This is a genomic window from Streptomyces sp. NPDC025273 (assembly GCF_040638585.1).
Classification (GTDB): Bacteria; Actinomycetota; Actinomycetes; order Streptomycetales; family Streptomycetaceae; genus Streptomyces; species Streptomyces cinereorectus.
Genome location: NZ_JBEZYP010000002.1, coordinates 222,105 through 235,018, shown reverse-complemented (window position 1 = coordinate 235,018; position 12,914 = coordinate 222,105). Strand labels below are relative to the sequence as shown.

Here is a 12,914-nt window from a genome sequence, read left to right as displayed (position 1 = left end):
GGACTCCTCGTCCCGGACGCCCCCTCACCCGTTCCTCCGGCCTCCCCGCGCCTCTCGGGCCCCGGGGCCGGGCAGGACGGCCGCGTGGTGCTCGCGCGCGGCCGTGTCGTACCGGAGCGCCACCTGGCCGGTGGCGGTGGTGATGTCCCGCCGGAACCGCTGCGGGGCGTGTCCGTCACCGGGGCCGGGGGTGCCGGCCGCGCCGACGAGCAGGGTGACGGCCTCCCGCAGGGTCTCGGCGGCGTACGCGGCGTCGCGCTCGCAGCGTGCCGGCCCGTGCGGGGCGAACGACCGTGAGCGCGCGGCCACGAAGTGCCGGGCGAAGCCGTCCTCCCGGATCGCGTCGGTGACCTCCCCGGCCGGTCCGCGCCGGGTGTCCGCGCCGGCGGCGTGCGGCGCGGCGGGCGTGCGCGGCCGGCCGCGGGGGCCGGCCCGGTGGCGGGGGCCTTTCCGCCTCCCCGGCCGGCCCGGTCCCCGCGGCCGGTCCCGTCTCCGTGGCGGCCGGAGCGTCCAGGACGCTGCGGCCGCCGCTCACGCCCCGGACCCGTCGGCGACCGCCCGCGCGAAGCGCTCCAGCGTCTCGCCCGGGCTGGGACCGTCCAGCGCCTTGAAGATCCGCTCGGCGCCGGGGCCGTGCCGGTCCAGTTCGACATGGGCCAGCGACACCCGGGTGTGCCCCTCGTCGACGGCCTCGAAGTCGACCTCGATCCGGCTGGCCCGGTCGTCCGTGGGGATCGACTGCCAGTTGGGGTCGACGCGCCAGGTCATGGCGACCCGGCGGCCGGGCGCCCACTCCAGCACGCGGCCCCAGGCGATCTGGGTGCCTTCCACGTCCCACTCGTAGTAGCGCCCGCCCACACCCGGCTCGAAGGCCAGGCCGGCCCGCTCCTTGCGCACCAGGACGTGGCTCGGCGGCCACCAGTCCGCGGGGCGCTCGGTGAAGACCTTGAAACACTCATCGGGCGTCGCCGCCACGGTGACCGACTTCCTGACATCGGGCAGGGTCTGCGTCTGCTCGGGCACGGGGTCTCCTCGCTCCAGCCGGGCGTCCGCCCGGTCGCCGCATCGAATACGCCCACGCTGACCGGCCGCCCTAGGCCCCGTATCGAGTACCGCTCGACACCCCGGGTCCGGGCCCGGCTCCACCGCCGTACGAGATCCCCGCAAGGCGGCGGGCCCACCGTCGAGCCGATGGGTCCGGGATCCGCCGGCACGAACGATGGGGAGAGCACGATGACAGACGCAGGACGGCGAGTGGCCTTCGTCACCGGGGCGACCAGCGGGATCGGCCTGGCCGTGACCGAGCTGCTCGCGCGGCAGGGTGCCGCGGTGTTCGGTGTGGCACGCGGCGCGGAGAGCGTGCGTACGGTGGTCAAGGAACTGCGCGAACAGGGCCTCGAAGTGGCCGGCACGGTGTGCGACGTGACGTCCCCGGAGCAGATCCGGGAGGCCGTACGGGCCGCGGTGGCCGAGTACGGGCGCATCGACATCCTCGTGAACAACGCGGGCCGGGGCGGCGGCGGGGTGACCGCCGAGCTGGAGGACTCCCTCTGGGACGACGTCATCGAGACCAATCTGAACGGCACGTTCCGGGTGACCCGGGAGGTGCTGAGCACCGGCCTGATGCGGGAGGGCGGCTGGGGGCGGATCATCAACATCGCTTCCACCGGCGGCAAGCAGGGCGTCGAGCTGGCCGCGCCCTACTCGGCCTCCAAGCACGGTGTCATCGGCTTCACCAAGGCCGTGGGCAAGGAGCTCGCGCCCACCGGGATCACCGTGAACGCCGTCTGCCCGGGCTATGTCGAGACGCCGATGGCCCAGCGGGTACGGCAGGGTTACGCGGGCCACTACGGAGTGACCGAGCAGGAGATCCAGGACAAGTTCAACGCGAAGATCCCGCTGGGCCGTTACTCGACCCCGGAAGAGGTCGCCGGCCTGGTCGGCTACCTCGCCTCCGACACCGCCGGATCGATCACGGCGCAGGCGCTGAACGTCTGCGGCGGGCTGGGGAACTACTGATGACGACCGGCACGCACGAGGTGCGCACGGCGGGTCCGGTGCCCGCGCGGACGGCCGGGCCCGGGTCCCTGGTGCCGGTCGCCGACGGGGTGTACGCCTTCGTCCAGCCGGAGGGCGGCTGGTGCCTGAACAACGCGGGCCTGGTCGCCGGCGGGGGCCGGTCCGTCCTGGTGGACACGGCGGCGACCGAGTCCCGTACCCGGCGGCTGCGGGAGGAAGTGGCCCGGATCGTGCCCGGCGGCCCGGACTACGTCGTCAACACGCACTTCCACGGCGACCACACCTTCGGCAACGGCCAGTTCGCCCCGCGCGCGGTGATCGTGGCCCACGCGGGGACCCGGGCGGACACGCAGGAGGCGGGCCTGGGGCTGCGCGGGCTGTGGCCGGACGTGGACTGGGGCGAGACCCCGCTGACGCTGCCCACCCTGACGTTCCGGGACGAACTCACGCTGTACGGCGACCGGTTGCGCACCGAGCTGCTCCACGTGGGTCCCGCCCACACGGCGAACGACGTGGTGGCCTGGGTGCCGGAGCGCGCGGTCCTGTTCACCGGCGACGTGGTCTGGTCGGGGGTGACCCCGTACATCCTGATGGGGTCGGTCACCGGTTCGCTGCGCGCCCTGGAGCGGATGCGGGCGCTGCGGCCGGACGTGGTGGTCCCCGGGCACGGCCCGGTCGGCGGCCCCGAGCTGATCGACGCCACGGAGGCGTACCTGCACCTGCTCCAGGCGCTGGCGCAAAGCGGCCTGAGCCGCGGTCTGAGTCCGCTGCGGGCGGCGCGGGAGGCGGACCTCGGGGCGTTCGGTTCCCTGCTGGACTCCGAGCGGCTCGTCGGCAACCTGCACCGCGCCTACGCGGAACTCGAGGGCCTAGCCCCGGGCGCCCGCATCGATGTGGCGGCCTCCTTCAAGGAGATGGTCGCCTTCCACGGCGGGCTGCCGGCCTGTCATGCCTGACCGCGCACACCGCACATCCCCGAGGAGGATTCGTCGATGGAGACGATGCTGCTGGACCGCGAGACGGTGGACCCGGAACCTCTGCCACCCGCACCGCTGAACGCCGTTCCACGCTGGGTGCCGCTGCTGCTGGCCGGGGACCCCGACGACGACGGGAGCGAACCGCACATCTGCCGGGGCATCGACTGACCGCCATCCGGTACGTGGACGAGGGGCCCTGCGCGCAGGGCCCCTCGTCCACGTACCGGATCCGACGCTCAGGAAGCGGGCGGAGCGACCGGGGTGTCGCGGTGGATCACCCGGGACAGGGTCAGCAGCCGGCCGTCGCGGCGCACGAGCACGTCGTCCACGGTGAAGGTCGGCTGGAAGGCGACCTTCCCCTCGCGGTCGGTCTGCGTGACCAGGGTGTAGTACGAGACACGCAGGGTGTCCTCGTCGGCCGCGTCGGGCTCGATGATCAGATGCCCGAACCAGTGCCGTACGGCGATGTCCCGGTAGCGGGGCAGGTTGGCCCGCATCCCGGCGATCATCTCCTCCCGTCCGCTCTGCCGCTGGCCGCCCGCGTGCACGACCTCCCCGTCGTCCGTGAACGTGTCGGCGAATCCCTCGATGTCGAGGGCGTCGACCCGTCGCATCTGCTGGGCGTAGAAGGTCTGCACCTCGGCATACAGGTCACCCGTGACCTGCTGACGGAGGGTCCCGACCGGCTGAGACATGGCAACTCCCTTCGCGACGGCTGCCCTCATGGCCGTGCCATCACCACCAGCCTGCCGGGCGGGACTGCAGCCCCACTGGAGAGGCGCTCGCTTCGGGCGCTGCCCGCCGGGGCGTCAGCCGAGCAGGCGGACGGGCTTCCCGTCGAGGAACGCCCGGATGTCCTCGACGGCGTGTCCGTAGTACGTCGCGTAGTTGGCCCGCGACACGTAGCCCAGGTGCGGGGTGGCCAGCAGACGCGGCGCGGTGCGCATCGGGTGGTCCGCCGGAAGGGGCTCGACGTCGAACACGTCGACCGCGGCGCCCGCGATGGCCCCCCTGCGGAGCACGTCGAGCAGGGCGTCCTGGTCGACGATCGCCGCCCGCGACGTGTTGATCAGATAGCTGCCGGCCCGCATCAGGCCGAGCTCCCCGGCCCCCAGCAGTCCCCGGGTCCGGTCGCTCAGCACCAGGTGGACGGAGACGAAGTCGCTGGTCGCCAGCAGCTCCTCCTTCGACGCGGCGAGACCCACGCCCGCCTCCTGGGCCCGCTCCGGGGTCAGGTTCCGGCTCCAGGCCACCACGTCCATGCCGAAGGCGAGCCCGACCCGGGCGACCTTGCTGCCGATCTTCCCGAGCCCGAGGAGTCCGAGCCGCCGCCCGTCCAGATCTGCCCCGACCGTGGACTGCCAGGGACCACCGTCCCGCAGGGCGTTGGCCTCGGGCACGATCCCGCGCGCCAGCCCGAGCAGCAGGGCCCAGGTGAGCTCGACGGGCGGGGTGGACGTGCTGGCGGTACCGCAGACGGTGACCCCGTGCCGCTCGGCGGCGGCGTGGTCGATGACGGAATTGCGCATGCCCGAGGCGATGAGCAGCCGCAGCCGGGGCAGCCGCTCGATCAGCCGCGCGGGGAAGGGCACGCGTTCGCGGAGGGTCACGACGATGTCGAAGCCGGCCAGGGCGTCGGCCAGTTCGTCCTCGGTGGCGAAGTGCCCGGCGAAACTCACCACGTCGACCTCGTCGGTGACCGGCGACCAGTCGGCGGCGGTCGTCGCGACGGACTGGTAGTCGTCGAGCACGGCGCAGCGAAGCGTCATCCGTCTTCTCCCTGGGTGGCGGCACCGGGAATCTACCGGTGCCGCCCCTGGCTCACGCATCCAGCCAGGCCTCCCGGTTGCGCGCGACGTCGTAGACGCGCTCCACCTGGGTGGCGGTGAGCACGCCGGTCAGCGGGGCGAGGGCGGACACCTGGCGTTCCCGGCAGACGCGGACCCCGGGCGGGGTGGCGAGTACGTCGAGGGTGGTGACGCCGACGAACACCAGCACGGTCTGCACGGGCACCGCGAAGGCGCAGTGCGCCTCCAGCACGGCCTGGGCGCGCCGGGACTCGGGGCGGTCGTCGAGAACGTACGGATCCGGGGCGCCGTCCCCGATCTGCAGGGTGCCGTCCCCGAGCCGTACGGCCGTCTGCGGGTGGTGCTCGGTCCGCACGGCGAACACACCGCCGGCCCCGATGAGCAGATGGCCGATCTCCGCACCGTCCGGGAGCGGCACGGAGTGCAGCACCCGCCAGCCGTGCCGGGTCAGACGCTTCAGCTCGGCTCCCACCCGCCGCTCCCCGGTCAGCGCGGTCCGGCGGGGATCCGCGTCCTTGTGCCGCCGCAGCGCCCCGGTGGCGGCGCGCACGAGCGCTCCGGGGCCGGTCGTGTCGAGCCGCTCCCGGAGCGCGGCACCGGGCCGTCGCGTGGCGAGGTCGCTCGCGGGAGTCAGCGCCGGCAGCCCGGCCCGCCGGTCCCGTCGGGCCACCGGAGCCGGCCCCTCCTCGGGCACCCGCGTCCGTTGCGGTGCCTGTTCCTGCTCCGGCACCCGCCCCTGCTTCGGCACTCCCGCCAGGTACGGATCCGCGACCGGGGCCCGCCCCTCCACCCGGCCGCGCTCGGGCGCTCGCGGGCTCATGTGCGGATCCCGCGCCGGGCCGGGGCGGGGCTCCGGTTCCACCGGCACACGGCGCTGTCTCGGCGCCTGCGCCCCGGCCCGGTCACGCGCCGGGGCCGCGGCAGGCGACAGGTCCGGCACCGCGGGCACGTCCGGCACCGGGAGCGCCTCCGGCTCCTGGGCCGCGGCGCCCCGGTCCGCGCCCCGCTTCCGCATCCGGCGCAGCGGCGGGATCCGCGGTACCGGCGCGGGCACGGCCTGAGCCGGTGGTCCCGGCGGGGCGACCTCACCGAGGGCGGGGATGTCCGGGACCTGGCGCGCGAGTGCGTCGGTGACGGCGTCGCGGTAGCGCGGGTGCAGGACCGTTATCGTGCCGCTGGCCAGGTCCGCCCATCCGATCGCGGTGCCGTCCGGCAGGTTCACATAGAGCCGGTCGTGCCCGAAGAGCTGCCATGACGTGACCTTCAGATCCTGCATCGTGTCCCCTCGTGTTCACCCTTCCGACGTCCTGCTCCCCCAGCCTGTACGGCGGTCCGAGCACCGGACAGGGCGCAGAGCGGGCGCGCGGAGTCGAGGGCACGGCGTTCCGGGGCGGCCCGGGGCCGGTGTGCCCCGGACTGCTCCGGCATCCCCGGTCGGACCAGGGGGAGGCCGGGTGCCGGACAGGCGTCCATCATCGTCCGTACCTCCTCCCGGACCCTGGAAACGGTGTTCCCGTCACCTGTACGAGCGGCATCGGCCACGAGACCGGCCCCCCGCGCGACCGTGCGCGGATCCGGCGCTCCGCGAATATTCGGGAGGCAGGCGTGAACGGGAAGCGGACGGGGCAGCCTCCGGGGACCTGACAGGGTTCGACGGTGGGGGGACCGTATGGATTCGCGCGATCGGTGGAGTGTGCCCGAGCCCGGACCCGGGACCGGGCCGCAGCCCGGACCCGGGCACGACGGGGAGACCCCGCCGCCACCCGCCCGGCCGCCGACGGTCGGTCCGCCCCCGCCGGGGGCCGCGCTGCGTGCCGTCGCCGCCGGCCTGCTCAGTTTCTCCGGGCTGGGGCTCGGCCACCTCCTGGTGCGCCGGTGGCGCAGAGCTGCGGTGAGCTGGGCCGCGACCGTGGTGCTGCTGCTCGTCGCGCTGCCCGCCGATCCGGACGGGGTGCCCGCCCTCCTCGTCGCCGGCTATCTCCTCCTGCTCCTCCTCGCCGCAGCGGACGCGGCCCGGATCGCGCTGCGTGCGGACTTCGGCCTGGGGCCCCGGCCGGTCCTCGCCGCCGTGCTCGGCGTGGTGCTGCTGGCCGTGCCGGTGACCGGCACCGCGGTCCACGCCTCGGCACGGGAGGAGGCGGTCGAGCAGGAGCTGCTCGACCGGCTGGAGGAAGGCGACGACCGGGTCGCGAAGGCGTCGAAGAGCCCGTTCGCCCTCTCGGCGCCGGACTACCGGTACGCGCTCACCCTCTACCGGGAGCTGGGCGAGGACCACCCCGGATCGCGCGCCGCCGCGCTCGTACCCGCCCGCCTCAAGGCCTATTACGACGCCGTCTCCTTGCCGTACGGCGAGAAGAGGTACTGCGCCGCCGTCGACCCCCTGACCCATCTGCGGACCGTGCCCGGGACCGTGGACAGGAAGCTGCTGGGCGACCTCGTCGGCCGGCCCGACACCCCGCTCGCGGAGTCGCTGTACGCCTGCGGGGTCTCCCGGCTGAAGGGTGCGGGCACGGGGTCCGGCGGCGAGGAGCTGGGCACGCTGCTGCGTACGTTCCCCGAGTCCTCACAGGCGGGGCAGGTGGGCCCGGCCGTCAGCGCGGAGATCCGGCAGCGGGTGGCCGCCCTGAAGGGCGCGGACCCCTGCACCGTCACCGGAGGGCTGCGCAGGATGAGTTCCCTGGTCACGGATCTCCCTGCGACCTCCGTTCCCTCGCTGGGCGCACAGGCCGAGGCGGGGGTGCGTGACGGGGTGTACGCCTGCGGTGTGGACGAGTTCGAGGAGAAGCGTTTCCCGGAGGCGCGGCAGACGCTGACGGACTTCGCGGACACCTACAAGGACGACCGGCGCAGGCAACGGGCCCGCGACATCGTCATAGCCGCCGAGATAGCCGAGGAGAGGCCCTCGGCCGGCAAGCGCCTGCCCGGGAGCGGCGAGCCGGGCGGCGCCCGCATGGAGCTCGTCATCAGCAACGACGCACCGAACGACGTCGAGGTGCTCTACACCGGGCCGGTCACCGGCACCGTGAAGCTGAAGGCCTGCGGCAGTTGCGAGCGGTACAGCGGCGAGGCCGCCGGCGCGTCCCGCGCCTGCAGGGCGAGCGGCACGTCGTACCCGAAGGCGCGGCTGCGGCTCCCGGCGGGCGAGTACCACTTCCTCTACAAGCACGGCACGGGAGCCACGTCGGACGTGGACAGTTACGCGTCCGGTTCCCGCGTCAAGCCCGGTTACTCGTACACGAGTTGCACCTATCTCATCGAGCGGGACAAGTACGGCCTGGACCTCCCGCCCCTGGCGGACCCGCTGAAACCCTCCTCGTTCCGACGGTGAGAGCCGCGGCGGCCCGGTCAGCCGGACCGTGCGGGCGGGAGCCCGCGCCTCAGGCCGAGGTGCGCTTCCGCGCGGCCGGGGCCGGCTTCTCCGCCGCGGACTTCTTCGTCGTGGTCTTCGTCGAGGTCCTCTTCGCCGCCGTCTGCTTCGCAGCGGACTTCCGCGGGGCGGTCTTCTTCGCCGTGGTCGTCTTCGCCGCGGTCTTCTTCGCGGCCGTCCTCCCCGGCGCGGCCTTCTTCCCCGGCGCGGCCTTCTTCCCGGTAGCCGCCTTCTTCGGCGCGGCCCGCTTCGAGGGCGTCCGCTTCGACGCGGCCCCGGTCCGCTCGGTACCGCCGCTCCTGCCGGACTCGATGGGGTGGACCTCCGCCATCCCTCCCCCGGCGCCCCCGGCCTCCCCGTGGGACTCCTTCGCCGCCCGCACACTGCTCTCCAGCGCCGCCATGAGATCGATGACCTGACCGCCCCCTTCGCCCTCGTCCTCCTCCGCCTCCACGGTCTCCCCGGCGGCCTTCGCCGCGACGAGCTCCTCGACCGCCTCGCGGTAGTCGTCGTGGAGTGTGTCCAGGTCGGCCTCGCCGAGGGTGTTCATCAGGGCGTCGGCCAGGTCGAGTTCGGCGTCGCGGATCCTGACACCCGAGTCCGGGGCGACGCCTTCCGGGGCCCGGATCTCGTCCGGCCACAGCAGGCCGTGCATCGCGATGACGTCGTCGGTCACCCGCAGCATGCCGAGCCGTTCCCGCCCGCGCAGCGCGTACGTGGCGACGGCGACCTTCCCACTGCGCTTCAACGCCTCGCGCAGCAGGGCGTACGGCTTGGCGGCCGGGACCCCGTTGGCCGAGAGGTAGTAGGCCGAGTCCAGCTGGAGCGGGTCGATCGCGGAGGCGGGGACGAAGCCCTCGATCTCGATCGTCCTGGCCGTGGGCAGCGGGAGCGAGGCGAGGTCCTCGTCGGTCACGGGGATCACCGTGCCGTCGGCGTCCTCGAACGCCTTGCCGGTCTCGGCGCTGGTGACCTCCTGCTCGTCGAGTTCGCAGACCTTGCGGTACCGGATCCGGCCACCGTCGGCGAGGTGGATCTGCCGGAAGGAGATCGAGTGGTTCTCGGTGGCGTTCATCAGCTTCACCGGGATGCTGACCAGCCCGAACGAGATGGCTCCGTTCCAGATGGACCTCACCGTTCACCCCTTACACCCGCAAAGAACTCATACAACCGATTTCATGTGATTCTTATCGTATGACGCCGATCACGGAGGTGGAGGGGCGGCGCCTGGCGCTCAGCAACCTCGACAAGGTGCTGTACCCGGCCACCGGCACCACCAAGGGCGAGGTGCTGCACTACTACGCGGCCACGGCGGCGGACGTGATGCTCCCGCACCTGCGCGACCGGCCACTCTCCTTCCTCCGGTACCCGGACGGCCCGCAGGGGCTGCGCTTCTTCACCAAGAATCCGCCGCCCGGTACACCCGACTGGGTGCGGACGGCCCCGGTGCCCCGCCATGACGAGCCGGGCGCCCGCCAGGTGCTCGTGCAGGACCTGCCCTCGCTGATGTGGGCGGCGAATCTGGTGGTGGAGTTCCACACCCATCAGTGGCGCCAGGACAGGCCCGCGGTCGCGGACCGGCTGGTGTTCGATCTGGACCCCGGGGTGCCCGCGAGCATCGTCGAGTGCTGCACGGTGGCGCTCTGGCTGCGCGAGCGGCTGGCGGCCGACGGACTGTCCGCGTACGGGAAGACCTCGGGGTCCAAGGGGCTGCACCTGCTCGTCCCGCTGGAGCCCGGCCCGTCCGAGGAGGTGACGGCGTACGCGAAGGCGCTGGCCGTCGAGGCCCACGGCGCACTGCCCGATCTGGCCGTGTACCGGATGACGCGGGCCCTGCGCCCCGGGAAGGTGTTCGTCGATTTCAGCCAGAACGCCGCGGCGAAGACGACCGCGGCCCCGTACACCCTGCGCGCGAAGGACAGCCCGACCGTCTCCGCGCCGGTCACCTGGGACGAGATCGAGGCCTGCGGGGCACCCTCGGAGCTGGTCTTCCTCGCCGGTGACATGGCGGCCAGGATCGCCCGCCACGGGGACCTGCTCGATCCGCTGAACGATCCCCGGCAGGCGCGCCCGCTCCCCGCCGGCTGAAGCGGACAGGGGAATCACAGCCGGCCCACAGCTGTGCTGCCACACCACAGGAAAGGCCACAAGTGGACGGTGGATTGTCCTGGCCGTGGTGCACACTCTGCGCAGACGCTGCTTCATGAACACGGTATCGACCGGGTTCGGAGCAGAAGACGACACGGGGAGGGGATGGGCGTGTTCGCGGGGATCGACGAGGTCGACTGGGCCTCGATGGAGCATGCCTACGGGCCGGCCGACGATGTGCCGGGGCTCCTGCAGGGACTCGCATCGGCCGATCCGGCGGAGCGCGAGAGCGCGCTCGACGGGATGTACGGCGCGGTGCACCACCAGGGCGACGTGTACGCGTGCACGCTCGCCTGCATCCCGTTCCTCTTCGAGCTGGTCGTGGATCCCGGCCTCCAGGACCGGGGCCCCGTCGTCGAGCTGCTGACCAGCATCGGCGGCATCGATCTGGACGAGGACGACCTGGACGAGGACGAGATCGAGGGCGCCGCGAACTACGCGATGGCGGCGGCCGCCGTCACCGCGGGTGCGGGGGTGTTCTTCGAGCTGATCGCCGACGAGGACCCGGGCGTACGGCTGGCGGCGCCGCTGGCCCTCGCCACGCTGCACAGCCATCCGGTCAAGGTGCTGGCACTGCTGCGGGAGCGCCTTCCGGTGGAGGCGGACGACGAGGTGCGGCTGGCGCTCGTCGAGGCGGCCGGACGGGTCGCGCTGCGCCACCGCCCATTGGCCGGGCAGGCGGCGGACTGGCTGAGCCGGCTCGCCGCGGAAGCGTACGCGCCGGGGCTGCGGCTCGCGGCCCTCGCACAGCTGGCGCGGTGCGCCCCGGACGCCCTGCCCGGCGATGTCGTCCGGGTGGTGTCGGGGCTGCTTCGGGAGCTGCGCTCCGGGCCCGCCCGGCCGGAGCCGCAGCCCGTGGAGGCGCCCGGCACCGAAAGGCCGGTGGTGGAGCGGAACGCGACGCCGACGCTGGTGGAGCAGTTGCGGGCGCTGTCCGCGGAGGAGTCCGCGGGGCGCGGCACGCCCTGGGCCGCCGATCTGCTGCGGACGCTGCACGTCGGCCTGGACGACCGCGTGGAGGACCGCACGGCGTTGCTCACCGACCAGCTGCGCAGCCCCGATCCGTGGCAGCGCATCGACGCCGTACGGATGAGCAGCGGGCTGATACGGGCCTGGCGCGGATCGTACGAGGGGCTGGTGCGGCTGGTCGGTGTCCAGCTCACGGATCCGGAACCGCGGCTGGCGGAGGCCGCCTCGCACGTGCTGGAGGAGCTGTTCGGGCTGGCCGCGCCGGCTGCCGACGCCCTGGCCGGACGGGTGGCCGCCGATCCCGGTGGCTGGGTGCGGGAATGGTCCAGCGGGCCGCCCGGGCTGGGTTCCGCGGTGAAGGCGCTGGCCAGGCTGGGCGACGCCCGGGTGCTTCCCGCGCTGGCGGCGGCCCTGGAGCGGCCGGAGGTGCCGCACGACGTGGGTTTCACGATCGGGCATCTCGGCGGCACGGCCGCCCCACTCGCCGGGACGCTGCGGCGCAGACTCGGCGAGGTCGACCTGGACGAGGGCGCGTACGACCGGGCGAGCCCGCTGCTCGCCGGGCTGACGGCACTGCGTGCGGGCGAGGCCGCGCCGGAGGTGCTGCGGGTGCTGCGGGGGGCACCCGAGTACCGGGGCGAGTGGCTGCGTTCGGCGGCGCTGCGCGCGCTGGGGTCCTTCGGCCCCGCGGCCCGGTGCGCCGTGCCCGAGCTGCGGACGCTGATCCGGCGGCCCGGCACGGCGGCCGCGACGGAGGCGGCCGAGGCCCTGTGGGCGATAGACGGGGACGCGGACGCGGTGCTGCCGGTGCTGATCGAGGGCCTGCGGGCGGATCAGGTGCACGACCGCCGTGCGGCGGCGAGCGCGCTGGGCGGGCTCGGGGAGCGGGCGGCGGTGGCCGCGCCCCGGCTGCGCGCCCTGCTGGCGCACGAGGAGCTGTGGCTCCGGGTGGACGCGGCGATCGCCCTGTGGCAGGTCACCGGGCGGACCGGCGGTACGGTACCGGTGCTTCTCGCGGCCTGGGAGAAGAACCGGCACGTCAGGGTCCGCGTCGCGGAATGCCTGGCGCGGATGGGTACGGCCGGGGCGGGAGCGGACGCGGTGCGGGTGCTGCGTGCCGAGCTCCTCTCCGTACGCCGTCACAACGCGATGGACGGCGGCTACGGCAGTCACGACACTTATGAGGACGAGAAACTGCTGGCACTGTGCCGGCGGGCACTTCTGAGCACCACGGGGAAAGGAACCACATCATGATCATTTTCGGTACGCGGGGTTATCTCCAGCAGCTGGCCGTCCTCACGATGGTCTGCGGCTGGTGCGGCAACCCCGCCGCGCACACGCTGCGCAAGCGGGTCACGAAGTTCACGCTGTTCTTCATCCCCCTGTTCCCGTTCTCCACGAAGTACGCCACGCAGTGCACCTTCTGCGGCGGCGAACGGCAGATACCCAAGGAGGAGGCCGACCAGCTGCTCGCGCAGGCCCACGCGGGACAGGACGGCAATCCGCACGGCACGGCACAGCGGCCCGGGTACGCGCCTCCCGGCCGGAACCCGTACCAGAGCTGAGGGCACATGCCACGAAGCTGACATAAGGGAAATAACACTCGCCTCTTGCTACGTTGCGGGA

Annotated in this window: 13 protein-coding genes; 7 read left to right on the top strand and 6 right to left on the bottom strand. The window is 73.5% G+C overall.

Annotated features, from left to right (window positions below; translation table 11 throughout):
* Window positions 1-24: 24 nt before the first annotated feature.
* Entirely contained in the window at window positions 25-309 is a 285-nt protein-coding gene (locus tag AB0F38_RS06050) for a hypothetical protein (RefSeq protein ID WP_361887342.1), read from the bottom strand.
* A 222-nt stretch (window positions 310-531) separates the two neighbouring features.
* The gene (locus tag AB0F38_RS06045) at window positions 532-1,023 is read right to left on the bottom strand and encodes an SRPBCC family protein (protein WP_361887339.1); all 492 of its coding nucleotides are present in this window, start codon (window positions 1,021-1,023) and stop codon (window positions 532-534) included.
* A gap of 210 nt (window positions 1,024-1,233) precedes the next feature.
* On the opposite strand from AB0F38_RS06045, the gene AB0F38_RS06040 reads away from it, so the two are divergent.
* Genes AB0F38_RS06040 through AB0F38_RS06030 form a run of 3 tightly spaced genes read left to right on the top strand, consistent with a single transcriptional unit; the run spans window position 1,234 to window position 3,164 of the window.
* A complete protein-coding gene (locus AB0F38_RS06040) occupies window positions 1,234-2,019 on the top strand; it encodes an SDR family NAD(P)-dependent oxidoreductase (protein WP_361887336.1) in 786 nt (261 codons plus the stop codon).
* A complete protein-coding gene (locus AB0F38_RS06035) occupies window positions 2,019-2,975 on the top strand; it encodes an MBL fold metallo-hydrolase (protein ID WP_361887333.1) in 957 nt (318 codons plus the stop codon). Before AB0F38_RS06040 ends, AB0F38_RS06035 begins: the two co-directional genes overlap by 1 nt.
* Before the next feature lie 36 nt (window positions 2,976-3,011).
* Complete coding sequence (locus AB0F38_RS06030) at window positions 3,012-3,164, top strand: hypothetical protein (protein ID WP_361887330.1); 153 nt, start codon at window positions 3,012-3,014, stop codon at window positions 3,162-3,164.
* Window positions 3,165-3,232: 68 nt separating this feature from the next.
* On the opposite strand, the gene AB0F38_RS06025 is transcribed toward AB0F38_RS06030, so the two are convergent.
* The 3 genes from AB0F38_RS06025 to AB0F38_RS06015 form a co-directional block, all read right to left on the bottom strand.
* Window positions 3,233-3,691 (bottom strand): nuclear transport factor 2 family protein, encoded by a 459-nt coding sequence (locus AB0F38_RS06025; RefSeq protein WP_361887327.1) that lies wholly within the window; start codon window positions 3,689-3,691, stop codon window positions 3,233-3,235.
* Between the two features lie 114 nt (window positions 3,692-3,805).
* A complete protein-coding gene (locus AB0F38_RS06020; RefSeq protein WP_361887325.1) occupies window positions 3,806-4,765 on the bottom strand; it encodes a D-2-hydroxyacid dehydrogenase family protein in 960 nt (319 codons plus the stop codon).
* Between the two features lie 52 nt (window positions 4,766-4,817).
* The gene (locus tag AB0F38_RS06015; protein WP_361887322.1) at window positions 4,818-6,080 is read right to left on the bottom strand and encodes an NERD domain-containing protein; all 1,263 of its coding nucleotides are present in this window, start codon (window positions 6,078-6,080) and stop codon (window positions 4,818-4,820) included.
* Between the two features lie 393 nt (window positions 6,081-6,473).
* Between AB0F38_RS06015 and AB0F38_RS06010 the strand changes: the two genes are divergently transcribed.
* The gene (locus tag AB0F38_RS06010) at window positions 6,474-8,132 is read left to right on the top strand and encodes a hypothetical protein (protein ID WP_361887319.1); all 1,659 of its coding nucleotides are present in this window, start codon (window positions 6,474-6,476) and stop codon (window positions 8,130-8,132) included.
* A 49-nt stretch (window positions 8,133-8,181) separates the two neighbouring features.
* Here AB0F38_RS06010 and AB0F38_RS06005 read toward each other — a convergent pair whose 3' ends face one another.
* Window positions 8,182-9,306, bottom strand: a complete 1,125-nt coding sequence (locus AB0F38_RS06005) for a Ku protein (protein ID WP_361887316.1) — start codon at window positions 9,304-9,306, stop codon at window positions 8,182-8,184.
* A 59-nt stretch (window positions 9,307-9,365) separates the two neighbouring features.
* Between AB0F38_RS06005 and ligD the strand changes: the two genes are divergently transcribed.
* The 3 genes from ligD (at window position 9,366) to AB0F38_RS05990 (ending at window position 12,853) form a co-directional block, all read left to right on the top strand.
* Complete coding sequence (gene ligD / locus AB0F38_RS06000) at window positions 9,366-10,259, top strand: non-homologous end-joining DNA ligase (RefSeq protein ID WP_361887313.1); 894 nt, start codon at window positions 9,366-9,368, stop codon at window positions 10,257-10,259.
* Window positions 10,260-10,430: 171 nt separating this feature from the next.
* Window positions 10,431-12,542: a HEAT repeat domain-containing protein gene (locus AB0F38_RS05995; RefSeq protein ID WP_361887920.1), complete on the top strand. Its 2,112-nt coding sequence runs from the start codon at window positions 10,431-10,433 to the stop codon at window positions 12,540-12,542.
* Window positions 12,539-12,853, top strand: coding sequence for a zinc-ribbon domain-containing protein (locus AB0F38_RS05990; RefSeq protein WP_361887310.1), 315 nt, complete (start codon window positions 12,539-12,541; stop codon window positions 12,851-12,853). Before AB0F38_RS05995 ends, AB0F38_RS05990 begins: the two co-directional genes overlap by 4 nt.
* Window positions 12,854-12,914 lie beyond the last annotated feature (61 nt).

What these genes read in the sequence shown, in the direction of transcription:
- AB0F38_RS06040 (WP_361887336.1), top strand. Translation starts at nt 1,234, where the DNA reads ATGACAGACGCAGGACGGCGAGTGGCCTTCGTCACCGGGGCGACCAGC.
- AB0F38_RS06035 (WP_361887333.1), top strand. Translation starts at nt 2,019, where the DNA reads ATGACGACCGGCACGCACGAGGTGCGCACGGCGGGTCCGGTGCCCGCG.
- AB0F38_RS06030 (WP_361887330.1), top strand. Translation starts at nt 3,012, where the DNA reads ATGGAGACGATGCTGCTGGACCGCGAGACGGTGGACCCGGAACCTCTG.
- AB0F38_RS06025 (WP_361887327.1), bottom strand. Translation starts at nt 3,691, where the DNA reads ATGTCTCAGCCGGTCGGGACCCTCCGTCAGCAGGTCACGGGTGACCTG.
- AB0F38_RS06020 (WP_361887325.1), bottom strand. Translation starts at nt 4,765, where the DNA reads ATGACGCTTCGCTGCGCCGTGCTCGACGACTACCAGTCCGTCGCGACG.
- AB0F38_RS06015 (WP_361887322.1), bottom strand. Translation starts at nt 6,080, where the DNA reads ATGCAGGATCTGAAGGTCACGTCATGGCAGCTCTTCGGGCACGACCGG.
- AB0F38_RS06010 (WP_361887319.1), top strand. Translation starts at nt 6,474, where the DNA reads ATGGATTCGCGCGATCGGTGGAGTGTGCCCGAGCCCGGACCCGGGACC.
- ligD (WP_361887313.1), top strand. Translation starts at nt 9,366, where the DNA reads ATGACGCCGATCACGGAGGTGGAGGGGCGGCGCCTGGCGCTCAGCAAC.
- AB0F38_RS05990 (WP_361887310.1), top strand. Translation starts at nt 12,539, where the DNA reads ATGATCATTTTCGGTACGCGGGGTTATCTCCAGCAGCTGGCCGTCCTC.